Source organism: Aliivibrio finisterrensis (genome assembly GCF_008933155.1).
Taxonomy (GTDB): Bacteria; Pseudomonadota; Gammaproteobacteria; order Enterobacterales; family Vibrionaceae; genus Aliivibrio; species Aliivibrio finisterrensis.
The window spans coordinates 1-26,173 of record NZ_WBVP01000008.1; the positions used below are offsets into that span (position 1 = coordinate 1).

22 protein-coding genes are annotated in these 26,173 nt (G+C 39.2%); 10 read left to right on the top strand and 12 right to left on the bottom strand.

The window, feature by feature from the left end; all coding sequences use genetic code 11:
- Nucleotides 1–92 precede the first annotated feature (92 nt).
- A complete protein-coding gene (locus F8B77_RS08685) occupies nucleotides 93–3,542 on the top strand; it encodes an SNF2-related protein (RefSeq protein ID WP_151655023.1) in 3,450 nt (1,149 codons plus the stop codon).
- Nucleotides 3,543–3,652: 110 nt separating this feature from the next.
- Here the strand turns inward: F8B77_RS08685 and F8B77_RS08690 are convergent, their stop codons facing one another.
- Both F8B77_RS08690 and F8B77_RS08695 read right to left on the bottom strand, forming a co-directional pair.
- Complete coding sequence (locus F8B77_RS08690) at nucleotides 3,653–3,931, bottom strand: type II toxin-antitoxin system RelE/ParE family toxin (RefSeq protein WP_151655024.1); 279 nt, start codon at nucleotides 3,929–3,931, stop codon at nucleotides 3,653–3,655.
- A complete protein-coding gene (locus tag F8B77_RS08695) occupies nucleotides 3,932–4,210 on the bottom strand; it encodes a type II toxin-antitoxin system RelB/DinJ family antitoxin (RefSeq protein WP_151655025.1) in 279 nt (92 codons plus the stop codon).
- A 317-nt stretch (nucleotides 4,211–4,527) separates the two neighbouring features.
- Between F8B77_RS08695 and F8B77_RS08700 the strand changes: the two genes are divergently transcribed.
- The gene (locus tag F8B77_RS08700; protein WP_151655026.1) at nucleotides 4,528–4,959 is read left to right on the top strand and encodes a LysM peptidoglycan-binding domain-containing protein; all 432 of its coding nucleotides are present in this window, start codon (nucleotides 4,528–4,530) and stop codon (nucleotides 4,957–4,959) included.
- 82 nt (nucleotides 4,960–5,041) lie between these two features.
- Here the strand turns inward: F8B77_RS08700 and F8B77_RS08705 are convergent, their stop codons facing one another.
- From F8B77_RS08705 to F8B77_RS08715, 3 genes are all read right to left on the bottom strand, one after another.
- Nucleotides 5,042–6,214: a MalY/PatB family protein gene (locus F8B77_RS08705; RefSeq protein ID WP_167512790.1), complete on the bottom strand. Its 1,173-nt coding sequence runs from the start codon at nucleotides 6,212–6,214 to the stop codon at nucleotides 5,042–5,044.
- Nucleotides 6,215–6,223: 9 nt separating this feature from the next.
- Nucleotides 6,224–7,678, bottom strand: a complete 1,455-nt coding sequence (gene nhaC, locus F8B77_RS08710) for a Na+/H+ antiporter NhaC (protein WP_151655027.1) — start codon at nucleotides 7,676–7,678, stop codon at nucleotides 6,224–6,226.
- Between the two features lie 136 nt (nucleotides 7,679–7,814).
- Nucleotides 7,815–8,837, bottom strand: a complete 1,023-nt coding sequence (locus tag F8B77_RS08715; RefSeq protein ID WP_151655028.1) for a LacI family DNA-binding transcriptional regulator — start codon at nucleotides 8,835–8,837, stop codon at nucleotides 7,815–7,817.
- Between the two features lie 218 nt (nucleotides 8,838–9,055).
- Between F8B77_RS08715 and yciA the strand changes: the two genes are divergently transcribed.
- Nucleotides 9,056–9,466: an acyl-CoA thioester hydrolase YciA gene (yciA, locus tag F8B77_RS08720; RefSeq protein ID WP_151655029.1), complete on the top strand. Its 411-nt coding sequence runs from the start codon at nucleotides 9,056–9,058 to the stop codon at nucleotides 9,464–9,466.
- Between the two features lie 105 nt (nucleotides 9,467–9,571).
- Here the strand turns inward: yciA and F8B77_RS08725 are convergent, their stop codons facing one another.
- Complete coding sequence (locus F8B77_RS08725; RefSeq protein ID WP_151655030.1) at nucleotides 9,572–10,024, bottom strand: DUF417 family protein; 453 nt, start codon at nucleotides 10,022–10,024, stop codon at nucleotides 9,572–9,574.
- Nucleotides 10,025–10,149: 125 nt separating this feature from the next.
- On the opposite strand from F8B77_RS08725, the gene F8B77_RS08730 reads away from it, so the two are divergent.
- The 5 genes from F8B77_RS08730 to F8B77_RS08750 all read left to right on the top strand — a co-directional run bounded on the left by F8B77_RS08730 (nucleotide 10,150) and on the right by F8B77_RS08750 (nucleotide 14,150).
- Nucleotides 10,150–10,710, top strand: a complete 561-nt coding sequence (locus F8B77_RS08730) for a TetR family transcriptional regulator (RefSeq protein WP_151655031.1) — start codon at nucleotides 10,150–10,152, stop codon at nucleotides 10,708–10,710.
- Nucleotides 10,711–10,743: 33 nt separating this feature from the next.
- Nucleotides 10,744–11,124 carry a VOC family protein gene (locus tag F8B77_RS08735; RefSeq protein WP_063654552.1) on the top strand — a complete coding sequence of 127 codons (381 nt, stop codon included), beginning with the start codon at nucleotides 10,744–10,746 and terminating at the stop codon, nucleotides 11,122–11,124.
- Nucleotides 11,125–11,299: 175 nt separating this feature from the next.
- Nucleotides 11,300–11,884: a glutaredoxin domain-containing protein gene (locus F8B77_RS08740; RefSeq protein WP_151655032.1), complete on the top strand. Its 585-nt coding sequence runs from the start codon at nucleotides 11,300–11,302 to the stop codon at nucleotides 11,882–11,884.
- The gene (locus F8B77_RS08745; protein WP_130047329.1) at nucleotides 11,877–12,563 is read left to right on the top strand and encodes a TVP38/TMEM64 family protein; all 687 of its coding nucleotides are present in this window, start codon (nucleotides 11,877–11,879) and stop codon (nucleotides 12,561–12,563) included. Before F8B77_RS08740 ends, F8B77_RS08745 begins: the two co-directional genes overlap by 8 nt.
- Before the next feature lie 150 nt (nucleotides 12,564–12,713).
- Nucleotides 12,714–14,150, top strand: coding sequence for an amidohydrolase (locus F8B77_RS08750; RefSeq protein ID WP_151655033.1), 1,437 nt, complete (start codon nucleotides 12,714–12,716; stop codon nucleotides 14,148–14,150).
- A gap of 56 nt (nucleotides 14,151–14,206) precedes the next feature.
- On the opposite strand, the gene F8B77_RS08755 is transcribed toward F8B77_RS08750, so the two are convergent.
- The gene (locus F8B77_RS08755; protein WP_151655034.1) at nucleotides 14,207–15,550 is read right to left on the bottom strand and encodes an MATE family efflux transporter; all 1,344 of its coding nucleotides are present in this window, start codon (nucleotides 15,548–15,550) and stop codon (nucleotides 14,207–14,209) included.
- Between the two features lie 488 nt (nucleotides 15,551–16,038).
- On the opposite strand from F8B77_RS08755, the gene F8B77_RS08760 reads away from it, so the two are divergent.
- Together F8B77_RS08760 and efpL are read left to right on the top strand one after the other, a co-directional pair.
- Entirely contained in the window at nucleotides 16,039–16,920 is an 882-nt protein-coding gene (locus F8B77_RS08760; protein WP_130047332.1) for a sulfite exporter TauE/SafE family protein, read from the top strand.
- An 85-nt stretch (nucleotides 16,921–17,005) separates the two neighbouring features.
- Nucleotides 17,006–17,572 carry an elongation factor P-like protein EfpL gene (gene efpL, locus F8B77_RS08765; protein ID WP_130044453.1) on the top strand — a complete coding sequence of 189 codons (567 nt, stop codon included), beginning with the start codon at nucleotides 17,006–17,008 and terminating at the stop codon, nucleotides 17,570–17,572.
- An 86-nt stretch (nucleotides 17,573–17,658) separates the two neighbouring features.
- Here efpL and F8B77_RS08770 read toward each other — a convergent pair whose 3' ends face one another.
- The 5 genes from F8B77_RS08770 to F8B77_RS08790 form a co-directional block, all read right to left on the bottom strand.
- Nucleotides 17,659–18,837 carry a threonine/serine exporter family protein gene (locus F8B77_RS08770; protein ID WP_151655035.1) on the bottom strand — a complete coding sequence of 393 codons (1,179 nt, stop codon included), beginning with the start codon at nucleotides 18,835–18,837 and terminating at the stop codon, nucleotides 17,659–17,661.
- An 87-nt stretch (nucleotides 18,838–18,924) separates the two neighbouring features.
- Nucleotides 18,925–20,346 carry a 16S rRNA (cytosine(1407)-C(5))-methyltransferase RsmF gene (rsmF, locus tag F8B77_RS08775; protein ID WP_151655036.1) on the bottom strand — a complete coding sequence of 474 codons (1,422 nt, stop codon included), beginning with the start codon at nucleotides 20,344–20,346 and terminating at the stop codon, nucleotides 18,925–18,927.
- Between the two features lie 161 nt (nucleotides 20,347–20,507).
- Nucleotides 20,508–23,144, bottom strand: coding sequence for an MlaD family protein (locus F8B77_RS08780; protein ID WP_151655037.1), 2,637 nt, complete (start codon nucleotides 23,142–23,144; stop codon nucleotides 20,508–20,510).
- Complete coding sequence (locus F8B77_RS08785; protein WP_151655038.1) at nucleotides 23,122–24,348, bottom strand: paraquat-inducible protein A; 1,227 nt, start codon at nucleotides 24,346–24,348, stop codon at nucleotides 23,122–23,124. Before F8B77_RS08785 ends, F8B77_RS08780 begins: the two co-directional genes overlap by 23 nt.
- 17 nt (nucleotides 24,349–24,365) lie before the next feature.
- Complete coding sequence (locus F8B77_RS08790; RefSeq protein ID WP_151655039.1) at nucleotides 24,366–26,159, bottom strand: ABC transporter ATP-binding protein; 1,794 nt, start codon at nucleotides 26,157–26,159, stop codon at nucleotides 24,366–24,368.
- Between the last annotated feature and the right edge of the window lie 14 nt (nucleotides 26,160–26,173).

Genomic DNA, 26,173 nt, shown 5'->3' on the forward strand with positions numbered 1-26,173 from the left:
GCATTAAGAGGGTTAGGGATTAAACTGACGCCTAAAGACGTGCTTTCTAATGAAGATTATATTGATTTTAAACAACGTTATGGGGTGCGAGAGTGGAGTTAACCTCTTTAATCAGCAAGTTTTTTTCTGGTTTAGATAAGTCATCTCAATTTGAGTTAGTCTGTGATGATAGCCTTGATTTTACTACTTCCAAGAAAACCTTAGAGAAAATTAAAGCTGGTAAAGCTGATGAGTGGATAACAGCGCAGTATGTTGCACTTAAAATGCTTGAAGAACAAGGTGATGTAAGCTCATTTCCAGATGGCTTTATTATGCCTGCCGATACAGCGGTCAGACTCGATTCTGAGTTGAGAGACTTGTTTAGTTTACCTTCGGTTTGGAAAGGGAACGTTGATGCTGGTATTCAAGGAAAAGCTAGCACACCTACCTTTAACATTGACCTTTCGGTAACAACCAAGCAAGGTCGAACAACGTTAAATTATACAGTGGATGGCCCTTTCATTCGGTTTAGTCAAAATGAGCAGTACCTGTTAACGCCCGAGCAGCTTATGGTTTTTAACGCACATAAAGCCCATGGAAAGTCTGCTCGATCTGAATACGATAACTTACTTTACCTACACTCTTTACAAGAGGCTCAAAAGAGTGGTTGTAAGTTGAATCTAAAGCACTTTGAAAAGCTAAGAATACTGACGCCAAATAAAATCACAGTAGAAGCAGAACTGAATTCTCAAGGCGAGCTGATATTGACTCCAAACATGGGGCAAAGTGCGAGCCATGATTCGATTCAAAAGGTTTTGGGGCAGTTGCAAAGCGACAACGCAGTTACTCTGAAAGTGGGTGATGAAATAGTCTTGTTTTCTGAAGAAAAACTCATGGCTGTAAAAGAAGTTATTAGCAACAGAGTAATACCTCAAAAACAAGTTAAAGCGTTCTTGGAGAACCCTACAGCATATATTGATGCGAGCTTAGTCGATCTTGATTTAGGCTTTTCTATCAGAGTTCATGGCGCGACAGTATTTAAGCACGCCTATTTTGGAGAGACTGATGAATCAGGCATTGATTGGTTTGGAGTCTCCTCTTCATCTGATGTAATCAATTCAATATCTAAGTTGACTGATAGTATTCGTGATAGAACAACTTTTGAGGACGTGACTAAGAAGATTGAAGATGCTCAACTAACTGGAGCAACCGTTTTTGACTATGAAGGTAAATCATACGATATCAGTGATCCTGTTGCTGTTGAGAAAGTTTTAAAAGAAATTGACCATAAGATATCGAACTCTAATGTAGATAGCCCGAGCCAAGATGATCCAGAAGATGCTGAGACGGAATCGGAAAGTTCAGAAATACATGTTGTTGATATTGATTTAAATGATGAAGAACTGTCAGAAAATTCTCATAAAGTCGAACAACTTATTTCTGATATTTCATGGGATGGCGAGTTAAATTGGGATAACCACAAGCGGGCACCTTATCCACATCAGGATATTGGTGTTCGTTGGATTTTAGGTGTTGAACGAAAAGGCTCATCAGACTCGAAAATTAGCGGAGCCTTGTTAGCAGATGACATGGGGTTAGGTAAGACCTTTATGGCTTTATCTGCAATCGAACATATTTATCAACGACAGAAAATTAGTAGTGAAACTAGAAAGCCTACACTGATTGTTGCTCCTTTGAGTTTATTAGAAAACTGGAAGGATGAAGTAGATAAAACTTTTACACACTCACCATTCAACGATGTGGTCATCTTGCAATCAGCTGCTGAGTTAAATGATTATCGAATGGGTGGTGTGGAGATCAGAAGCCAGAGTGGATCTGATGACAGCTTAGAACCCAAGTATTCATTAAAAGTTGGAAAACACTTTGGACCAGAACGTTTAGATTTACCAGAGCGTTTGGTTATCACTACATATCAAACTTTACGTGATTATCAGTTCTCCATGTGTTTAATTGACTGGGGGATTGTGGTTTTCGATGAAGCTCAGAATATTAAGAACCCTAATGCACTTCAAACTCGTGCTGCCAAAGGACTAAAAGCTGATTTTAAATTAGTTGCTACAGGTACACCTGTAGAAAATAGCTTAGCCGACTTTTGGTGTTTAATGGATACAGCTTGCCCTGGGTATCTGGGTAGCTATCAAGAATTTCGTACTCGTTTTATTTCGCCAATTCTTAAAGCTGCTGGTGATGAGGTTGAAGAAACAAGAGCTAGACTTGGAAGAGAACTTCGTATAGCTGTTGGTGCATTGATGTTGAGACGCATCAAGGAGGACAATCTTAAAGGTTTACCTCTAAAACATATGTATGCTGGCGGAGAATTCGAAAACTGGAAGTTTTTAGAAGAATTGAAGTCGACAATGGTTGGCTACCAGAGAGATGTTTACGAAGGAACCATTAGTAATCAACTCGAGAATGAAGATAGTCATGCACTTACCACTTTGATGAGGCTAAGAGACAGTTCGTTACATCCTAGATTAAGTGATGGAGGTCGTCTTGATATCCCTAAAAATGCTAAATTATCACGGGCGTTATATGGTGAATCAGGAAAACTAGTTTCTTTACTTGAGACTTTAGACCGAGTACGGAGCAGACAAGAAAAGTGCATTATTTTTGTGGTAAATAAGCGATTACAAAGCTTTTTAAGTATTACTCTTGGTCAAATTTATGGTTTAGGACCACTTTCAGTGATTAATGGAGATGCTAAAGCAGTTGCTAAAAGAAAGTCAGTCCCTACGCGTAAATCAATGATTACTGATTTTGAAGCTAGAGAAGGCTTTAATTTGATTGTGATGTCACCAGTTGCTGCTGGTGTTGGTTTAACTGTCGTTGGTGCAAATCATGTTGTCCACCTAGAGAGACACTGGAATCCAGCTAAAGAAGCTCAAGCCACCGATCGAGTGTATCGAATTGGGCAAAAAAAAGATGTTCATATTTATATTCCTTTATTACATCATCCTGAGCTGGAGTCGTTTGATGTCAACCTTCATAGGCTGTTAACGCAGAAAACTTTATTAAAAGATGCTGTTGTTACTCCAGAAGATGTTGTGCCGCAACCATCTGGTGTAGGAGGCAGTATTTCTGGGGAACTTATAAATAAGCGTATAACATCTGATGAGTTGGATAAATTAAGTTGGCAGCAATTTGAAGTTTTATGTTTGATACTCTTGTCACAACATTATTGCAGTGATAACGCGTGGTTAACGAATGCGGGTGCTGACCATGGTGCTGATGGAGTCATCCTTACTCAGTCTGGTAATATCTTAATGCAGGCTAAATACACGCAACGAAGATACGATGGATATAAAGGAATACAAGAGATTCACTCTGCTAAGCCGATTTATGAATCAGAAATGCAGAAAACGTTCGACCGTTTAGTTTTTGTGACTAACTCACCATCATTAGCGAAGCGAACTGATGATATTGCTAAGACCTGTGGTGTTGAGATTATCGATAGAGCTAAGTTATTAAAATATCTTGATGAGAATAAAGTGACTTACAAAGATGTATTAACTCGCCTCGAAAAGCGGAGACTTAAAGTGTAAAGGTACTTAAAAACATGCTGGTGTCATTTATGAGTTACTAGCATGTTTATTTAGTACTATTTACCGGCGGAAATGTTAAGACATGTATTGATTAGCCCTATCGAATAAGGCTAATCAATCGGAAACTTTTGCTTTTGGTGGAGGACGCGCATTATTTTAATACTCTCTCCATCAATCATGTATGAAACAATCATTGATATTTCAGGAATAATGAGTAATCGTCCTCTAACATTTTCACGTTGCGCACCCATTAAAGGTTGCTCTAACAAAGCCTCAACCTTCTGCTCAATGGTGTTATCTGTTCTTTCTGCGACATCTGGATTAAAGTCATAAAGAAATTCAAATATTTTCTCACGATCATTTAAAGATTCTTCTTCCCAAAAGAGCATTTATCTTTGGCCTCGAATTCGAGCTTTACGCTCAGCCATTGTTTCTTTTGCTTCATTATGATTAATAAAGTTAGCTTTTCCTGAGTCGAATTTATTGAAAGCTAAATTTACTTGCTCAGTTAACCATTGATCGTGTGATAAGGCTTTACGCTGTTGCTCTGCCATTTGCTCTGTCAGTTCTCGACAAGCATCACTTAGAGTACGCCCTTGGCTCTCAGCAAATTGTTGTGCTAATAGTTTAACTTCATCATTAACTCGGAATTGAATTCTAGTATCCATAATTTAATCCTTAAGAATGCGTACACACAAATGTTAGCACATTATTAAGTGGTCGCAACTAACAATCTGTTTAAGGGTGACATGGTATTGAGATAATGCCGAGAGTAGAAGTAGTGCAGGTAAAAGTAACGTCATCTCCTTCTTTAAACGGTTTAAATCGTTAATGGATGTTTTTCTAAACTACACTTTTATTTATAAATAACTGACACCAAACAAGCAAAACTTCGCAATAAAGCTATTTATTGCTTGTACATACATTCTATTTTTATGACAATGGTCGAAGTTATTTATCAACTAGATGAAGTTGTGAGAAAAGTATGAAACAGAAAAAAAATATAATTCTACTGGCGTCGCTAATGTCTTCATTAGTTCTTACTGGTTGTGCTTCAAATGATGAGCTTATTGCCCAACAAAAGAATCAGACAGAACAAATGAGTGCATTAGAATCAAAAGTTAGCACGTTAGAATCTCAGGTTGGTACATTAGAAGCTGAGCTGCAAAAACAAAAAGAAACGGACAGTGAAATTTATCAAACTGTACGTACGTTAGATGCAGTGCAAGGCGAGCTAAAAGCTCAAGCACAGCAACAAGCTGACGAAGCGGTGATGTACTACACCATCAAACAAGATGATACGTTATACAGCATTGCAAAAGAGCAAGGGATCGCATTAGCAGATTTACTTCAATTAAATCCTAAAATCGATAACCCTAAGCGTTTGCTTATTGGCGATGTAATTAATATTAAATAATTATATTCGTTAGTTAATACTAAATCATGATAAAGGCCGCTAAATATAGCGGTCTTTTTTGTGAGTAAATTAGGGATCTTCGCTACATATTCAGTGCTACTTTAATTCGCTGCATCGCTTGAACTAACACTTCACGAGGGCAACCTAGGTTTAAACGAATAAAGCCAGAACCTTCACTACCAAAAGCGATCCCCATGCTTGGGACTATTCCAGCTTCAACTAATTTCAGTTCTAATTCTTTATCTGTTAACCCAAGACCACGACAATCTACCCATGCTAAATAACCCGCTTCTGGGGGCGTAAAGTCCAGCTCTGGCAGTTCGGTTTGAATAAAGTGTGATAGGGTGCTTATATTCTCTTGTAAGTATGTTTTCAGTTCATTTAACCAAGGTGCTGAAGTTTGATAAGCGGCGGTTGCTGCACACATTGCTAAGCTATTATAAACATCCATGCCATGAGCATCTAAACGGCGAACTAAACGTGTTTTTAATTCTTGATTTGGGATCATGAAATTAGAAATACGCACAGAAGACAAACCAAATGTTTTGCTTGCCGCGGTAGCTACAATCAGTTTTTGTTGCAGTGCATCTGGTAGTGATAAGGCTGAATGGTAAGTGTTATCTCCCATTGCAAGATCGCCCCAGATCTCATCACTTAGTAGCCATGCATCGTATTGATGACATAGCTCTGCTACAGCGGTTATCTCTTTTTTTGACCATGCTTTACCAACAGGGTTGTGAGGGTTACAGAAGATCATCACTTTAGCGCCTTGCTGAAAACAAGATTCTAAGTGAGCAAGGTCGATAGTGTAGTTTCCTTGCTGCTCAATTAATGGGTTCTCAACTAATACGCGGTCATTAAATTCAACGATTTTACGAAACGAACCATAACCCGGTGTTTGCATTACCACTTTATCATTGGTTTCAGTCAGCAATTGGATTGCCATTGAAAGCCCTGGTAATACGCCGTGTACTGTCGTTATCCACTCTTTTTCAATGTGAATGTGATGTTGCTCTTGATACCAAGTGATGATCGCTTGGTAATAGTCATCATTACGTTCTGCATAACCAAAAATGCCATGGTCAATGCGATTATGAAGCGCTTCTAATACGTGTGGTGGCGCTTGAAAGTCATAATCAGACACCCACATAGGTAGTCGGTCTGTGCCGTCTAATCCGAGTTTTTCTTTCATGAAGTCCCATTTTAATGAGCCGGTATTACAACGGTTATGAATGCAATCAAAAGAAGTTGTCATGGGATAGCCTTATTTTACTTCAATAGGAGATAGTGTGTCGTTGTCTTGAGTTACTGGGGCTTTTGCAATGCCAAAGCCAGTAAATCCATAAATGATGGCGAAGATCACGCCGGTGTAACATTGAATTGCCCATGGTAGGTAATCAAGTGTTGCTACGCCTAGTGTGCTTGCCATGTAAATACCTGCTGCAGTCCAAGGAACTAATGGTTCGATAATGGTGCCAGCATCTTCAATCGTTCGAGATAGATTTTTTGTATCTAATCCCATTTTGCGATAAGCGTTTTGGAACAATTCACCTGGGATTAATAGTGCAAGTTTGCCATCAGAGGTTGTGAATACCACTGTAATTGTAGCAATCACGGTTGATAGAATTAACTGACCAGTGCTGTGGATTAGATGTAAAAAGCGACCTAATACTACATTTAGAGCACCTGTTAGGCTTAAAATACCCGCGAAAGCGAAGGCACAGAACACAAGAAGAATGGTGCTCATCATAGAGAACAGGCCACCACGATTAAGCAGTTTTGCAATATCAGGAACTAAGCCGTCAGTAGTGTGGCCATTTGCGTTTAGCATATCGATATTAAAGCCATTAACAAACGCTTGCAGTGCTTGTTGTAGGCTGAAGCCTTGTAAAAATACACCGATAAGTAGGGCAAGAGCAGAAGCCGCAAGCATTAATGGAAGCACTGGTTTCTTAGTAAATGCACCCCATAAGATCATGATTGGTGGCACAATTAATAGAATATTAAGGTTATATAGGCTTTCTAATCCTGCAAGAATATCTAATACTTTTTGAGGTTCGCTTACATTTGCAACATCGCCGTATTGGCCAGCAAAGAAGAAGACAACAGAAGCAATAACAAAGCCCGGTAGTGTTGTATAAAGCATGTGTTGGATATGTTCATACAATGTGGTGCCAGAAACGATAGGTGCAAAGTTTGTTGAATCAGAAAGAGGGGAGATTTTATCACCAAAGTAAGCACCAGAAACCACTGCACCAGCGGCGGCTGCCATTGATACATCAAGACCTGCGGCAACACCCATTAGAGCAACACCGACCGTACCTGCTGAGCCCCATGATGTACCTGTACATACAGAAACTACGCTGGTAACAAAGAAAGCGGCAATTAAAATATATTGAGGACTGATGACTTTTAATCCCCAATAAACCATATAAGGAATGGTACCACTGACCATCCAACTTGCGATTAGGCCACCAACCGACACTAAAATTAAGATAACAGGCATTGCTTTTGCCAGTTTCTCAACAATGGCATTCATTATTTCATCCCAGTTATATCCCATTTTATAAGCGATAAAACCGGTGAAGGTTGCTGAAGTAAGCAGTAGGGCTTCAATTTGTAGACCAAATAGGCCGTATCCAATTGCAAGTAGACCAAACATGACTGCAATAGGTGCTATTGCGAGTGCAAATGATGGAAGAGGCTTTGATTGTGTCATTTTGTATTCCTCGTAAACAGATGTAGGGTTGTTTTGTTTTTATGAGGTCATAATAAGAGTTCTATTAATTAGAATATGAGAGATAGGTAACGCACTCATGTAAGCGCTTACATGGGGTTGTTACCTAAGATGTTCATCACACTTTTAGGGCTTGCTTTGTTGAATAAGGTGCAACAGTCTGGCGCTGAACTAAGGTGGCATTAAAGCAATGTTTTTGTGGTGGAATATAACCTGTGTTTTTTATTTTTAATGCTAAATCAGCAGCATAGCTAGACATTTCATCAATCGGATTGTGCATGGTGGTTAAGCGTGGATAGAGATATCGAGCCAATAAAACATCGTCAAACCCAATAATAGAAATATCGTCAGGTACACGAATATTGTTTTCATGTAAATTTGCCATTAAACCTGCGGCCATTACATCGTTAAAGGTAACCACCGCGGTGATCTCAGGGCATTGAGATAATAATTGTTCACCTGCCAGTTCTCCGCCTTGTTCACTAAAGTTCTGATTTATTATCCAGTTAGGCTCAATGGTGATATTGGCTTCTTTCATCGCATCGCGATAACCGTTAAGTCGCTCTGTTCTGTCTTCAATAGGAAGGTCACTGGTGACACAGGCGATCTTACGATGCCCTTGCTCAATTAAGTGAACAACAGATTCTTTGGCGCCGGCTCTATTATCGATATAGACAGAGCGGTTGGATATTTGTGGAATGGTACGGTTGAGCAATACCATCGAAGGAAGTTGGGCGCTGTATCTAAGTAGGGTGGTATCGTCTAGCATTTTTGCGTGTACCACCATGGCTTCGCATCCTTGGCTGATCAAAAAGTCCAACCCTTCTTTTTCTCGCTGTGCATCATGGCCTCCGCTTACCACGACTAATTGGCATTTATGCTTACGTGCCACTTCTTCTACGTGTTTGGCTATTAGGGCAAAGAAAGGATCTGCTAGGTTGCCGGTGAGTAGACCAAGGGTGTTATTTGTCTTTTTAGCTAAGGCGCTGGCTCTCGCATCTCGTTGGTAATTAAGTTCTCGAATGGCGCTTTGTACTCGCTCAAGAGTCACAGGCTCAACATAAGCCGAGTTATTGATAACACGAGATACAGTAGCGGTCGATACGCCTGCTAACTTTGCTACGTCACTGATTGTCGCCATGATTGCAACTCAAGGTGATTAAAATGGAACAGGAGTGTAGCGCGGGTTTTTCGGTAAAGATGTTAGGATCATCAAATTATGGCGTCTTTGCTAAGCGCATATTGAATGAGCATCGTATTGTTTGTTTTATAAAAAGGCGTGAGATTGAAGCCAATAGCCCTGACGATAAGCTCTATGTGTGATATGGTTCACATAATCATTTTATATGGGGAATCATTTTGAGAACTGAATTAAATACTGGTCAAGCACCTAAAGGGCAGCTTCTTCTTCGAACTCTTTCTATGCCAGCAGATACTAATGCTAATGGTGATATTTTTGGTGGCTGGATTATGTCTCAGCTTGATTTAGCGGGTGCAATTTTAGCACAAGAAATATCAGGTGGGCGTATTGTGACAGTGTCAGTGTCTAGCATTACATTTAAAAAGCCAGTAAGTGTTGGTGATGTGGTTTGTTGCTATGGTGAATGTACCAAAATTGGACGAACGTCTATGTCGATTGATTTAGAGGTGTGGGTTAAACCAATTAAAGAAGACGAAGTTAGTCATCGTTTTCAAGTCTGTGAAGCAACATTTAACTATGTAGCAATTGATTCAAACGGAAAACCGCGCGCAATTCCAAAGCACTCTTAATGGGTATTGGTCTTAAGTAGAGCTTACACATGCAAGGGTGATCTCTGTTTAACATCAAAAAAGAACAGCCTGCTTAATGAAGATTGAGCAGGCTGTTTTTATTTATTATGCGTATTTTTTATTATGTTCAATCACAAGTAGTGATACCGAGATAAACACAATATCTTTAAGTAAAAAGAAGTTGGTTGTTAATACGCCATCAACGACTTTCCATGTATTAGGTGTCGTTGCTAAAAAGCTAAGCGTTGCAATAAATGTAAGCAGAGCAAGAATACCTGAATAGTAACCAATTTTAGGCTTAACAAAACCAACAATAAGCCCTATTGCTATCACGATTTCAATTAATCCAATGATATTTGATACCATTTGTACTGACATAAATCGGTATATCCAACCCATTAAAGGGTGATTTGCAACTAACGGCTCGATAGCTGCCGCTTCTGTTGGGGTAAATTTAAAAAAACCTATCCAAAGTAGGGTAAGTACGACACCAAAGACACCAATTTTATAACCTAACCAGGTTTCTGCTGAGATGGCTTTACAAGTTTTAGTATTCATTTTTATCTCCTGATTAATAAACTAAACTGTTTAGTTTAATTTATCGTTTATTTTGATACTGTCAATCAGTTTTTGAACTAAACAGTTTATTTTGCTAAAATCACAGCATTAATGGAGAGTGATGTATGAAAGAAGAAAAAAGAATAAACGCACTTAAAAAGACGATAGAACTGTGCGCATTACATGGTTTTCATGGTACGAGTATGGATAAAATTACTGCAGCGACGGGGTTATCTAAAGCGACCATATATAAATATTTTCAATCTAAAGAGAATTTAATTGCCAACGCATTAGAGTTGTTTAGCCAACAATCTCTTTCTCATGTCCAAGCTTTGTTTGAAAATACAGAACTAACATTAGAAGAAAAAATTGCGTTTCGTTTTGAAGGTCTTGCTGGGTGTATTGATATCGAGTCATTTAACGGTTGTTATTTTCAATTGGCATACAGTGAATACAGCAGTGAAGATAAAGGTATTACTGAGGTAAGCGCGCAATACAAACAACGCACACAAGAGCTATTAATCGAGTTATTTAAAAGACACGATATTGAAGATGCAGAGTTAAAGGCCAAAAAAGCAGGGCTAGTTTATAACGGGCTATTGGCATCGTTACAGCTAACAAAAGATGCAGAGCTTATTGAACTCGCTCACCAAATGTTTTTAGGGATTATCTTTAAATCTGAATAATGTTTTACGTTTTTGTTTCATAGGGAATGAATCATGAAAGTTGCACGTTTAGATCATCTTGTTTTAACGGTTAACAGCATTGAAGTGACGAGTCAGTTTTATTCAAACGTGCTCGGAATGGATATCGTTACCTTTGGTGAGGGCAGGGTCGCCCTTACTTTTGGTGAGCAAAAGATAAACCTTCATCAATTGGGAAATGAGTTTGAACCTAAAGCTGCACAGGTTAAAAGCGGCAGTGCGGATCTGTGTTTTATTACTCATACGCCTATTAATGAAGTTCAAAGCCATATTGAGTCACAAGGCGTGACTATCATCGATGGTCCAATTCAACGAACAGGAGCGCTAGGCAAGATAATCTCAGTCTATTTACGAGATCCTGACGGTAATTTAATTGAACTCTCCAATTATTTGTGACTCTTAATTAGCAAGAAGCAGTACTTATCTCTCATAAGCATTTTCTTAGCATATACTTAGATCGTGTATCGATAATATTAATCATAAAGGTTGACTTAAACTGAAATTCGACTAAATTAAACTAAACAGTTCAGTTTAATTTAAGTAAATCAGTTTGCTGATAGGGGAAGTCGCAATGAAACCTGTAAAAATCACATTATATCGTTGGGCAGGCAGTTGGGGCCCATTCAAAGTCAATATTCCATGTGGAGAGTGCACTTTAACGAAAGACATTCTTGAAGATACATTTAACACTGAGCTTTCTGGTATTCCTATTGAGCTTGAAGTGAAAGATTGGTTGTCTTACTGGTGGGAGCCGTTAAAACTTAAAGCATGGCATGCACCGATTATCATTGTTGAAGATAAAGTGATTAGCCAAGGTGAAGCATTAAATCGTGGTGTTTTAGTTCAATCAGTGATCGCTCAAGTTGCTAAGCGTGATGATATCAAAGGCAATGTAGTGTTTGGTAAGGCGACGTGTCCATATTGCATTAAAGCGAAAGCCGCATTAGATGAAGCGGGAGTTGACTATATTTATCACGATGTGGTGAAAGACAGTGCGGCTTTATATCGTATGATCCCAGAGGTTAAAGCCATTATTGGTGAGAAAACGCCAGTGACGGTACCTCAAATTTGGTTGGATGGTAAATACGTAGGTGGTTTTGATGAGCTAAGTAAAATCATGAATACCAATGTAACAACAGGAGAGCACTATGAATAAGAAACTGATATTACTTGTCGCTCTTTTGATCTCGTTTTCTGTGGTTTATTTTAATTTTGGACACTTGTTAACGTTAGATCAGGTAAAAGCCTTCCATCAAAACGTACAAAGTGACATACAAGCTAATTTGTTGATGTACAGTGCCATTTATTTTATCTCTTATGTGGTAGTTACGGCACTTTCTATTCCTGGTGCGGCTGTTGTTACCTTGCTTGGCGCAGCACTGTTTGGTTTTTGGTGGAGTTTATTACTCGTATCGTTTGCGAGCACCATTGGAGCAACCATCGCGTTTTTGAGTAGTCGTTATTTATTAAGAGAATGGGTAGACAGTAAGTTTAAAGATAAGTTGGTAGCGATTAATGAAGGCGTGGAAAAAGACGGGGCATTCTATTTGCTGACATTACGTTTGATCCCAGTGTTTCCTTTCTTTTTAATCAACTTACTTATGGGATTAACCAAAATATCGGTAGGTCGCTTTTATCTGTTTAGTCAGTTAGGTATGCTGCCGGGGACGATGGTGTACTTAAATGCAGGTACACAATTATCAGAAATAACCTCGCTGTCTGGGCTAATTTCACCGCAGATTTTAGGTTCACTAGCCTTACTTGGTTTGTTCCCGATAATGATTAAGTTTGTTATGGCCCAAATTCAAAAGCGCCGCTCTCAAGTAAAAGAGTAGTAAATAGAGAGACCTATCCCACAATATTATGGTTTGATAGGAAGAATCGTCTCGTAATAATCATATTTATCAATTAAATTAATCAAAGAAAGAAGCATTTTCCCCAATGCTTCTTTTTTTTATTTATGGGGGCATGATTAAGGTTTAGGAATGAAGCTTAAAAGCTTGGTATTGAGTATTAGCGCCGTATTGTTATCGGGTTGTGGAACAATGGCAAAACAACAAGAATATAATGCAGATTTGATCATTAATAACGGACAAGTATTAACCGTAAACGCCGATATGCAAGTGATTAATGATGGTGTCGTGGTGGTTAAAAACGATAAAATTATAGCGGTAGGTGATGCGACATTACTGGGGCAATATTATGCGCCAAAAAATATTGATGCGAATGACGGTATTGTAATGCCGGGAATGATTAATGCTCATAACCATCTTCCGATGATTGCATTTCGTGGTTTAGGTGAGGAGGGTATCTCTAATCGATTATTTGCCTACTTTTTCCCGTTAGAAGCGCAAAAGTTAAGTCGAGAACTAATTTATAATGCCACTAAGCTCGGTGCTATCGATTTAGCGCAAAGCGGCGTTACGACTTACGCTGATATGTATTACCACATGGATGAAATGGCAAAAGCGACCAAAGAAGTTGGGTTAAGAGCCGTACTTGGCGAAACTGTCATTAAGTTCCCTGTGGTGGATGCTAAACAACCGTATGGTGGTATTCAATATGCCCAGTCATTTATTGAAGAATATCAAAATGATCCATTAATCACGCCAGCTTATGCACCTCATGCCGTGTACACGGTAAGTAAAGAAAAGCTTCAAGAGATCAATCAACTTTCTGAAGATTATGATGTGCCTGTTTTAATTCATGTTGCTGAGTTTCCAAATGAAGAGACAAGAATTAAAGATCCAACCAAAGCGGAATCTCCAGTTGAATATCTAGAAGAAATTGGTGTTCTGGACGAACGAATGGTGATTGCTCACGGTATTCATTTATCTCAACATGATCAAGCGTTATTAAAACAAGCGGATGCGGGAGTGGTTTATAACCCAATGGCGAATGCGAAAGGGGCAACAGGCATTGCTCCTGCTTGGGATATGTTTCGTGCGGATATGCGAGTTGGTTTAGGAACGGATGGACCAATGAGTTCAAACCAAGTGGATTTATGGCGCACGTTAAGTTATGCCGCAAATATGCAGCGTTTAAAACACTCAGATAGAACCATTATGATCCCAGAACAAGTGATCGAGATGGTAACTATTGGTGGTGCAAAAGCCTTGCACATGGAAGATGAAATTGGCTCTTTAGAAGTTGGGAAGAAGGCGGACATCATCATTATTGAAACTCAATCAGCGAACATGATGCCAAGTTATGATCCTTACGCTACGCTGGTTTATCAAGCTAACCCAAGTAACGTAGAAACAACGATTGTAAATGGCAAAGTGGTCATGGAACAGCGTCAGATGCAGACCGTTCAACTGGATGACATTCGACAAAGTGTTGAAGCGTTTGAATCAGATATCGCTGATTTTGCTAAAGAACTGTCTAAAAAAGCGATAAAATCAAAAAGTTTGATGGATTAGTTTTATGATGTTAATAAAATGGGCAAAGGTATTTATTTACTTTTGCCCATTTTTATTTAGATAAGATTAAACTTGGTCCAGACTTTAGAGCGCCAGCGGCGAGCCATAATGATCCCTCGGACCCATTCATCTGCTGCAAATGCTAGCCAGGCACCAAGTACACCGAATCCCAAATGGACACCAAGCAGATAAGTGAGACTAACGGCCACTCCCCACATGCTCAATATTCCCATTTTAACTGGAAATTTAATATCGCCTGCACCTTTAAGTGCGGATATAAAGACAAGGTTAAATACTCGCCCAGCTTCCACCAAGATAGACCCTGCAATTAGTCCGGCGGTTAAGGTTATGACCTCCGGATCTTGTGTGAATATATCGAGCAGTTCATAACGGAAGAAAAAAACGATACAAGTAAGGGCAACCGACACAGCAAAAGAGACTAAGAAGTAGAGCTGAACTCGTGTAAGAATTTGCTCAATCCATTTTTTTCCTACGTAGTAGCTTGTTTGTATTTGGCTTGCTTGGCCGACTGCTAATGCAAAAGCAAAAGAGACGCGAGCAATATTTTGGGCGTAAGTAAATGCAGTTAATGAAGCGGTACCCATTTGCACTACAAGGTACACAATGACCATTTGTGACAAGTTATAAGAGAGCATTTCACCTGCGTTCATGACGCCAATATACATAATTTTTTTATAGGTGGCTTGAGGTATTTTCTTAAAGCGCCCCATTGGTAATGCAATGTGTTTTTTGTGGATCATTATCCATAAAATAATGGCATTAATCACTTGGCTAAATGCGGTCGATACGGCCACACCTTGCACACCATAAACGGGTAAGCCAAACGGTTGGTATAACGCACAGTAGTTACCGGCAATATTAAGGCCACCAGTGAGAAGGTTCACTATCATTGGAGTACGGGAGTATCCATTACTGCGTAATATGGTCGAGAAGACAATACCAAGGGTCACAGCTAACGTGAAAGAGCCAGTAATGATTAAATAATCGTAGGCAAAAGTGGCAACGTCACTTTCTAATCCATACATGATGACAATAGGATTCGCGGCAATAAAGGCGAACAAACTGAGGCCAAGTCCTAATATCCCACCGAGTACAACACTGGCTACGGCTACATCAGTTGATTGTTGTGGTCGGCCCGACCCGTTGTATTGGCCAATAAGAATGCCGGTACCTGTACTCACCATCATTGAAATGATCATTAAAAAGAAAATGATTTGAGAGATAACCCCAATAGCAGATACTGCCAAATCAGAATAGCCACTTAGCATGAATACATCACTGGTACTAATGGCTGTACGAAGTAAAATTTCGACCAGGATTGGCCACGCTAATGTAGTGATCTGCATTCGGCGTTCAATAGGGTTGCTTTTATCAAGCATAGCTTATCCTTAAAAAAGGGAAGAGAGGATGCTCTTACCATATAGCTAGGAAGGAGTTTAAAGGTGTCTACTTTGAAGAAATTCATTCTCCCAGTCTGGGAGCTAGAACTCGTTTTTGGATAGTATACTAATTTAAGTAATTATCGATAAAAATAGTGAATAGAGTTAGCATCAATTATAAAAATATTTGTTTTTAGCATCATTGTTTTTTATTTATCAAATTTACTAACAAAAACGCCATTCTTTTGCAAAGAAATCAATCAAGTTACTTTAAAAGCAACGGTAAGAAAACATAAGTATGTAATAGGTAAAGCCGATAGTTATGTTATAGATTAAATAAATCCATTTGATAGCAATAAAATGTAAAAAAGATGAAATTATTGTTATCTATTAAATAGGCTTTCCATTTGGCGTATAAGGGATACTCTGGTTTTTCTTATTAATCTGAATTACTATCCCCGACATTATTTCAGCGATGTGATATATCAATGACTGTTCTATTATTTTTACAAATAGGCCTTATTATTGGAGGCCTAACGTTCCTTTTTATGCTGGTTTCATTATGGCTTAAGAAAAAGGATTCAGAAAAAGACACTAATATATGGGCTGTTGGTCTAATTGGTGGCTTCGCAAACTTTTGTGACACTCTTGGTGTGGGAAGTTTTGCTATTAAAACGGCTGGTTATAAACAGTTTAATTTAATTGATGACAAAGTATTACCTGGCACCTTAAATGCTCAAGCAACCATGGCAACGGTTTTTCAAGCCTTAATTTTTCTTACCGCTGTTAATGTGGATTTAACGACGTTAGTTAGCTTAATTATTGCGGCGTGTGTTGGTGCAACTGTTGGTGCTCGATTAGTATCAAATTTTGACCGTCAGTTGATCCGTTTGATCATGGCAGGGGCTTTGCTAGTTGTTGCATTGCTGATGTTTGCTGGACGCTTAGATTTATTCCCACTAGGTGGTGAAGCGTTGGGATTAACGGGGGAAAAATTGGTTATCGGGATCATTGGTAACTTTATTTTTGGTGCATTAATGACAATAGGGATTGGTTTATACGCGCCGTGTATGACGATGATTTACTTGTTAGGTATGAACCCGTTAGCGGCATTTCCAATTATGATGTGCTCATGTGCTTTTTTATGCTTTTTCTCGGCTGGTGGCTTTATCAAGCAGAAAGCGGTGAACTCAAGGGCGTCTTTGGTGGTGGCGATAACCGGGCCTATTGGTGTGTTAATTGCAGCATTTATTGTGAAGTCCCTCGATGTGGATATGCTTGCTTGGTTAGTGGCATTTGTGGTTCTTTATACAGCCGTTATGATGTTGCGTTCATGGCAACAAGGCCGAGTGACAAATAAAGCGCTATAAAATGCGAGTTTCTGTCACATAGTTATTGGAGATATAAAAAGTTCGTGGTATTTTCCACCTACCAATTATTTATGGATTTTTTATCATGCCAAAGGCAAGTGACATCAAAAAAGGTTCAGCAATTGAACACAACGGTAAAGTATTTTTCGTTAAAGAAATCAGCAAGCTAACGCCAAGTGGCCGTGCAGGTGCAACATTATTCCGTATGCGTATGTACGATGTAGCAACTGGCTCAAAAGCAGACGAAAGCTTCAAAGCTGATGACATGATCAATTTAGCTGACTTTAGTCGTCGCAGCGCAACGTTCTCTTATGTTGATGGTAATGAGTATGTATTCATGGATTCTGAAGACTACACTCCATACAACTTCAACAAAGAAGCAATTGAAGAAGAGTTACTTTTCATCACTGAAGAAACTCAAGGTCTTCAAATTCTTATCGTTGATGGCGCACCCGTTGCGATTGAGTTACCTTCAGCAGTTGATTTAGTAATTGCAGAGACAGATCCTTCAATTAAAGGCGCGTCAGCAAGTGCTCGTACTAAACCTGCGACAATGACAACTGGCTTAACTGTACAAGTTCCTGAGTACATCGCTAACGGCGAGAAAGTGAAAATCAACACGAGTGAACATAAGTTCATGAGCCGTGCTTAATCGTTTTAGATAGTATTATTTAATACTGTTAAAAACAAAGAAAAGGCCAGTTATTATTTAATAGCTGGCCTTTTTTATTTGGCGTATTACAAGTCTCGCTCGATTTTGGGTGAGTAAATTGAATAAGCGGTAATTTGCCCTGCAACAATAGCAGAGAACATAAACAGAGCGGATAATCCAATACTAGGAATAGGAAGTATGGATTGCTCAAACACACTTTGACTTGCACTCACTAAGACACGACTTCCCGGAACAAGAATGATGATCCCTTGTACGATAAAAATGATCCCCGTTAGGTTTAACCGTCTAGCAATCCAAGTACCATAAAGAGTGATTAATACGGTTGTAACCCATGTACCGACAACCCAGCCTCCATCAAAACCAAGATAAAATGGTCCCCACATACCTAGTACCGCAACCGGTAGGCTATATAGTGTATCGATTGGGCGAGCTTTAAACATCACGCCTAATGAGAATGAAATAATCGGTAAACCTAGTATTTGAAGCCATATTGGAAATTCGTTTTGATAATCAATGGATTCGGCTGTGCCAAAAATAGCTTCACCAATGTGTAAACCAATAATGATCCCAATAAGAAGTTTTATTAAAGTAAGAAAGCACTGGCCGAGTAAGCTGGTACCAGAGACGAGATCATTAAAAGCCAAACACTCTAGAGCATTTGAGATGGAGAGTCCGGGAACAAAAAGAACCACGGCGGCGATACAAAGCCCAAGAATGGGAATTGGAACACCAAGACTTGCAATAAATGCTACGGTAAAGGCAACAATTAAGGCACCAAAAAACTCAACAGCAATACTACGGCGTTGACTACAAAAAACTTGAGACAACCAGACTAAAAATCCAAGTAAAAAACTAACGCATAAGGCTTCGTATGTTGAGCCAACTAGCATAAGAAAGGCAGGGGGAATGCACGTGTTTGCTAAACAAACCGCCCAGGAAGGATAAGAGATCCCTTCGGCTGGAGCGAGTGGGACAGGGGTTAATGGTTGTTGTAATTGAATAATAGTATTTGCGAGTAAACCCAAATCAATACTTGCGGGTTTATGACGTTTCATGATGACGGCGTTATTATCATCAGGAAATTGATAGTTAATGGACGTTGGTGTTGCTTGGATCATACAATTAACGCCATATTTGTTGGCGTAAAAGGTCGTGTAGCGTTCTACTTTATAGGGAGCACAACCGCAACGGTGCAGTGTATCTCCAATCTCTACAATTCGATTGATACGATATTGTGAAGGCATATCCTTATTCCTACAGCTTGATGTATGGTACCAATCTAAGTGTGTGTACGATTTACTTAGATTGGCACTAATTTAAAAACGTATTATTTAAAATAAGTTTCCATCACGAACAAGTTCACGAGGTAATCCATTTTTAATTCGATTACCCACCCATTTCCCTAAGCCAATAACTGCGCCTTTATAAGTAACAATTGTTTCGCCTTTTCCTGAGAAATCAGGGCGTACATCTCGTCCCATATACCACTCGCGTGCTTGTTCTGTATTCAGTTCTGCACAAGTAGGGTTATCAGCTGTCGCCAATGCCATGATAGCTTCATGCTGCCAGCGATATCCTTTTTTATGAGTTTCAGCAAGTTTGAATCCAATTCGATGGTAACGCATTTCACCAATTAATGGCTTCATGCGTTTTGGAAAAGCCCATACCTCTTTGTCTCGGATCCATAGCTCATTGGCTTCTGGAATAGTGAGTGCTAGAGTTGATTGTAATTCTGCTTCAATATCTTTGCTTTCTTTACTTGATGCGGCTACAAATGGGAATTTACCTAGACGTTTTTTCACCTCAGGAGGCGTCGTCGCTGAATTTTTACGGATCTTTGCCACAAAGAAGCCTTCGCTATCAAAGATCTGTGGGTAAATGTGTAGGAAGCCCTCTTGTGTTAATGCTTTTTCTGCATTTTCAAAGAGGTCACCTAATGGCTCAAATGTGACCGCGTCACCGAATTGTTCAACAAGGTGATGGCAAATGTTTTGGTTTTCTTGATGATTTAACGTACAGGTCGAATACACCATAACACCACCCGGTTTAAGCGCGTGAAAGGCACTTTCAATTAAGTCACGTTGAGTGTCACCAATTTCGATAACAGACTCTGGACTCCAGTTATGCATCGCATCAGGATCTTTACGAATAGTCCCTTCTCCTGAACATGGAGCATCTAAGAGAATAGAATCAAAAGTTTCTGGCAACCAACCACCAAAAACACGACCATCAAAGTGGGTAAGCGCCACATTGCTTACACCGCAGCGTTGGATATTTGAGCAGAGTACTTTTACACGACTAGAAGAAAACTCGTTAGCGACTAAGGCACCTTGATTTTTCATGCCTGCGGCCAATTGCGTTGTTTTAGAACCGGGAGCTGAAGCCATGTCTAAAGCCATTTCAATGCCATCATTATCTTTTAATAATGCAGTAACAGGCATCATTGAGCTGGCTTCTTGAATATAAAATAACCCTGACATGTGTTCCGCTGTACTGCCTAGTTTTACCGTATCGGTTTCTGGTCTTGTTATCCAAAATCCAGTATCACACCAAGGCACAGGTTCTAATAACCATTGTTTTTCATTAGCACGCTGTTTAAATTCTTCTACGCTATTTTTTAATGTGTTTACACGGATACTGCGTCGTAAAGGGCGTTTACAAGCAGCAACAAATTCTTCCATAGAAAGGTGGGAAGGCATGGTCTCTTGTACTTGATCTAGGAAGGCTTTAGGTAGAAAAATATTCTCGTGCACAGATGAATCTCATTGGGTAATGTTATGGCAGGAAGTGTAAACGTAATTCAGACTATTGTCTAAATGGAATCGACAGTAATAGCTAAAATTAAAGGCTTAAATAAAAAAGGCAGCCAATTTAAAGTTTGACTGCCTAAAGTTAGCGATTAAGTGGTTGCTGACTATTTGTTTGGATTAGGAATAGCCGCATTCCACAGAGGCCAGTCTTCTGCTGCTGCTTTATACAGTAGGTAAGATTTGTTCTCTTTTGCTTGTGGTTGTAGCTCTTCGTCATCAGGAGTAGAGAATGCAATACCGCCACGTAGAATACTATCTACGGTACCGGCTTTAACCTTAGCACCACTTAAACCTATTGACATATTTACCCCTGAAACATTCCAAAAAACGGTGTTTTGGCGAACAAGGTAACTAAAGTCAGGATTAATACCTATGGTGAAAATAACACGGTCAGATAAGTCACCTAATCGGACATCTGTCACTTCACCCACTTCCATTTCTCTAAACAAAATAGGGGTTCCGACTTTTACTGAACCTCGGGTAATTGATTCGAGAGTATAAGCGACTAATTCATCACCTTGTGATTGGTCTGCGAGTAAAAATTGTGTTTTTGCTTTTCCGTCACCTGGTGTTACTTGAATATAACTACCTAGTAGGGTATCGAGATTTTCAGCTCCCGATAGGCTAATGCTTGGTTTTACAACCCAGAAATGACTGCCAGAGACGGCAATTTGATTAACGTATGCAGGATAAATACGCGCCTGTATATAAACATTATTTTGTGTAAAGTTTGGTGATACCTTGCTGATTTCACCAACCGAAACACCTTTATATTTAATAAGTGTCCCTTTAGATATGGAATCGCTGTCTTTTGCAGTAAACGCGATAATACGACCAAACCCTTGGGCTTCAGATAAATTAGAGTACAGCTTCCATTTTTTACCTAATTTATTTTCTACGCCTTGCATATTATCAAAACCAATACCACCACGGATCATCGACATTAATGGCGCTGCTTGAATATTAACGCCACTTAAACTGGCTTCAACATTCACTCCCGAATAATTCCAAAATACGGTGTTATCTTCGATTAGGTGTGCGTATTGTTTTTCAATATTTATCTTAATGTTTACGCCATCATTACCTAAATCAAAGTCTGTCACTTTACCAACAACGAGATTACGATACAGAATAGGGCTGTTTTTCGTAATAGGAGGAAGCTCTGGGCTAAACAGTGTCAACTCTGTGCTTTTTACTGTTTTAAATTCCGCAAGTTCAGCCAGTGAACTATTTTTAAATAGAGTATAGCTTTTCTGTTTATAGCCTTTACCTTCACTAGTAAAGCTAATTGAACCTGAAATGAGGGCTTGTGTTGGTGGAATATCGATATTTACGCCAGAGTCAGTTAACTCTGCGGATACACTGCCAGAAACAAAGAATTTGCTGTTTGATTTAATGAGATGTTTGTACTTCTCAAGGATCATGACATCAAATTTAACTCTGTCTTTAACTAATGCCACCTGAGTAACAGTGCCTACTTTAATGCCTTTGTATGAAATAGCAGTATCTGGTGTTAACCCAAAAGATTGCTCTGCATATAACGAAAAGGTGAGTGCTTTTGTATCTTGCTTTATCAGTTCTTGCTTTCTTATGGCTGTAAATGCTCGAGATTTATCACCTTCACCTGGGATTAAGGTTAGGAAGTTACCGCGAACAAGGTTGCCAATATTTTCGACACCAGATAAACCAACTTTTGCCTCTTCTAGAACAAATCGAGAACCATCGTTTAAATAATCGATAAATGCGGGTTCAACCGTTGCTGATGCAATGATGTCTTTTTTATCATCAGACAGTTTTAAACTGTTAATTTGACCAATTTCAAGGCCCCTATACATAATAGCCGAGCCATTAGGGCTGATTTGGTTATTGTCTGGTAGGGTGATTTTAATTGAAATACCACGGCCAGCAGTCTTGATGTTGCTGTATAGTCGGAATTCTTTTCCATTTTCAATCGCAATACCATCATCTGGAGAATCTACCGCGATAGCTCCGCCAATTAAGGCTGATAAACTTTCAAGTTGAACATCAACACCATTAAACCCAATACTTGCACCTACGCCACTGGCATTCCAAAAACGGCTTTTAGAGGTAATTAGATGGGCATACTCTTCTTGGATAAGTGCTTTTATTCGTACGTTATCGGTTTTTTGGTCTAGTTTGAAATTATAAACTTCACCGATAGGGATCTTTTTATAGTAAATTTTTGAACCAACAGAAATGGAGCCCAAGTCTTTAGAGCGTAAGGTAACGCTTAACCCGGTAGAGTCAGGTTGAATAGCGGGTGAGTTGGCAAGGGCTGTGAATTTTGTTTTTAGATCGCCACTTCCTGGTAAAATAGCAATATAGTTACCCGACACTAAAGCATCAAGTCCTGAAATACCCGTTAATGAAGCTTGCGGCTTAACAAGCCAAAATTGTGTATTGTCTCTTAATAAGTTAGAGGCTTCTGGATAGATGTCAGCATCAACATAGATGTTAGAAAGATCTTTAGATAAGGTGATATTTTTAACCATCCCGACTTCAAGACCCTGATAACGAATGGTTGTTCGCCCTGCGATTAGCCCTTGAGCATCCTCAAAGTAGATTTGAACGCGTTGGCCGGCTTCAATAATAGCGGAATAGACAAGCCACCCACCAAGGCAAAGTGCAAGAAGAGGTAATATCCAAAGTGAGGATATCCCTCGTTCATTTTTGATGTTTACTTGCTCAACAGTAGAATCAAGATTTGTCGGTTCGCTCATAATTATCCCAAATTAGACGAGAATCAAAACTTTCAGCGGCCAGCATGGTAAATACCACAACTAAACCAAAGGCAACGGCACCAAGGCCAGGGGTAAAATCTAAAATTTGTCCGCGATCAATCAATGTCATCATAATAGAAATTACGAATAAATCCATGACTGACCATTTTCCAATCCATTTTACAGCCGTATATATCGCCATTCTTTGTCGATGGAATACACTGCGTTTGAATTGAACACACAATAACAAGTAACCTAAACCAAGAATTTTAGCGACCGGAACTACGATACTTGCTACAAAAATAATAATGGCGATACCATACATATCCGTTTTAATTAATCCCGCAACGCCGGAAAAGATTGTATCTTCTAGTCGTTTGCCATTGGTTAGCAGAATCGAAATAGAAAGAACGTTGGCAGGTATGATAAAAATGGCTGCAGTTAATAAATAAAGCCACGTTTTTTGTATCGATTTTGGCTTTCTTGAGTGAAATGGTCGCTTGCAACGGATGCAGTGAGTGCCACTTTGTTGAGTGAAGTGACAATGCTCACAATGGATTGATGTTTCAGGTTGAGTAATAGGTGCTTCAATCTTTTGCTGATGTTTTTTTTGCCATGCGCGCCAATAGCGTCGTGCGCTTACATGAGTCAATAAAAGTGAGGTAACAAAAAGAAGTAAAACAAGACCATAAAGACCAGAACCAATGAAGATATCAGCATGGTCTTGAATTTTAAAGCAAGCAATAGCTAAACTAACTAGAAAGACATCTAGCATCATCCAACTTTTTAAATGCTGAATAGTAGATACACTTATTCTAAAGAGGGTAAACCACTTTCTTCGTAAAGCTAGGTGAGCGGATACCACTGAACTACATACAAGAAAAGGGACAATAGAGCTGCAAAATAAAATTAATAAGCCAAGCATAGGGAAGCCTTCACTCATTAAGGTAATTGTCCCAGAGGGAAGCGTTGCAGGGATCATGACACCAAAAAGTTGAATGGTGACCATAGGAAAAAAATGAGACGGTATAAATAACAATAGCGCAGCAACAGCGATAGCTAAATCGCTATTTAATGAAATACGGTTACCACGATAGAGTTGAGTATTGCAGCGAGGGCAGTGAGCGTTTTGCTTTTTATCTACCTTCGCTACTTCTACGATCAGATCACAGCCGTGGCAGCGACGAAACTTAGCGTCTTCCACGGGTGATATCCAATTGGTTAACTTTGAATTGATCCATATAGCGTTTGATACAGTCCTTGCTGTGTAACCAGTTCATGGTGTGTGCCAGATTGAGATACTTTACCATCATTCAGCACATAAATAGTATCGGCTTGTTTTACTGCACTTAAACGATGAGCCACAATTAAGGTGGTTCGTCCAACTAAGAAGTCACTTAATGCTTTGTGCAATGCCGCTTCTGTTGCGGTATCTAAAGCAGACGTCGCTTCATCTAAAATAACAAATTTTGGATCAGTTAATACCATTCTGGCAATGGCTAAACGTTGTCTTTGACCACCAGATAATTTTACACCTTGACGACCAATTTGAGTCTCTAAACCATCAGTTAATTGAATTACTACGTCTTGCAGTTGGGCTACATCAAGCGCATTCCATAACGCATCATCTAAATAGTCAGAGCCTAGCGTTAGATTATGCCTTAATGTATCGTTAAATAGTATAGGTTGTTGTAATACCACCGAGATCTGATTGCGAATTTTTTCAAATCCAACGTCTTGTGTATTGTGACCATTAAATAATATTTCACCATCAGTAGGTCGATATAACCCTAATAGCAGTTGAATTAATGTTGATTTACCACCACCGCTGGCACCGACAAGAGCAACTTTCTCACCACCACGAATGGTTAATGATAAGTTATCTAAAACCTGGCGCTCATCGTTATAGCTAAAATTAATATTGTTAATTTGTATTTCAGTTGCACTATTTGTAGCAAATGGGTTGATTGTAGATTCTATTTTTGGCTCTTCATCTATGTGTAATAAATGATTGATACGCTTTAGCGCTGCCGAGGCACCATACCAAGAAAATTGAATACTTAATAATTCTTGTATTGGCGAAAGCATTACCCAAAGATAACTAAATATGGCAAACATTTGACCAATACTTAAATCACTGAGTAATACCATGATCATGGCTGCGGCTCTAAATAATTCAAAACCAAGTAAAAATAGAAGAAAAGAAAGGCGTCCTGCTGCTTCTGATTGCCATGTAAATTGGTCGGCACTGTGTCTTATGTCATCGGCTTGGTTTTTTAATTGGTCCAAAAATGCACGTTCACGATTTGACGCACGTAATTGATAAATACCATCTAAGGTTTCAATTAAACGCGTTTGAAAGCGCTCATAAGATTGGTTCTCTTTTCTTTTAAGATCTTTTACTCGGTTACCTAATTTTCGAGAGAAGTAGATAACAATAGGGTTTACTAAAAGAATAAATAGACCAAGCTGCCAATTAATCCAAAGAAGGACGCCCGCTGTGCCAATAACGGTTAAAAAAGAGACAATAAAACGACTTAATGTTGGGCCAAGGAACTTATCGATCGTATCTATGTCTGTAATAATATGAGAGTTAATACCACCGCTACCGCGTGATTCGTATTCTTTCATACTGATACGGCTTAATTTATCGAGTAACTGAAGTCGTATTTGGTAGGTAATGGTTTTTGACACTAAGCTAAATTGTCGTCCTTGATAGATATTGAGAACTTGGCTAATAATGCGCATTAAAATGACCATGATGAGAACTAATAGGATATAACCTATAGGACCTTGCCAATGGGTAGGCAGCATTACATTTAATAGTTCAATACCCGTTGACGGTTTGTTTAATAGCACTTCATCTACCATCAGTGGCATGAGTAATGGAATTGGCACACTGATAAGCGTCGCGACAATGGCGATGATATTTGCTACAACCAAATGGCTTTTATAGATTCTTGCTTGCCTAAATAGCCAATTCCAGTTAATTGTAGAGAGAGTAGCATTGTGCATGGTGAGAATGATTC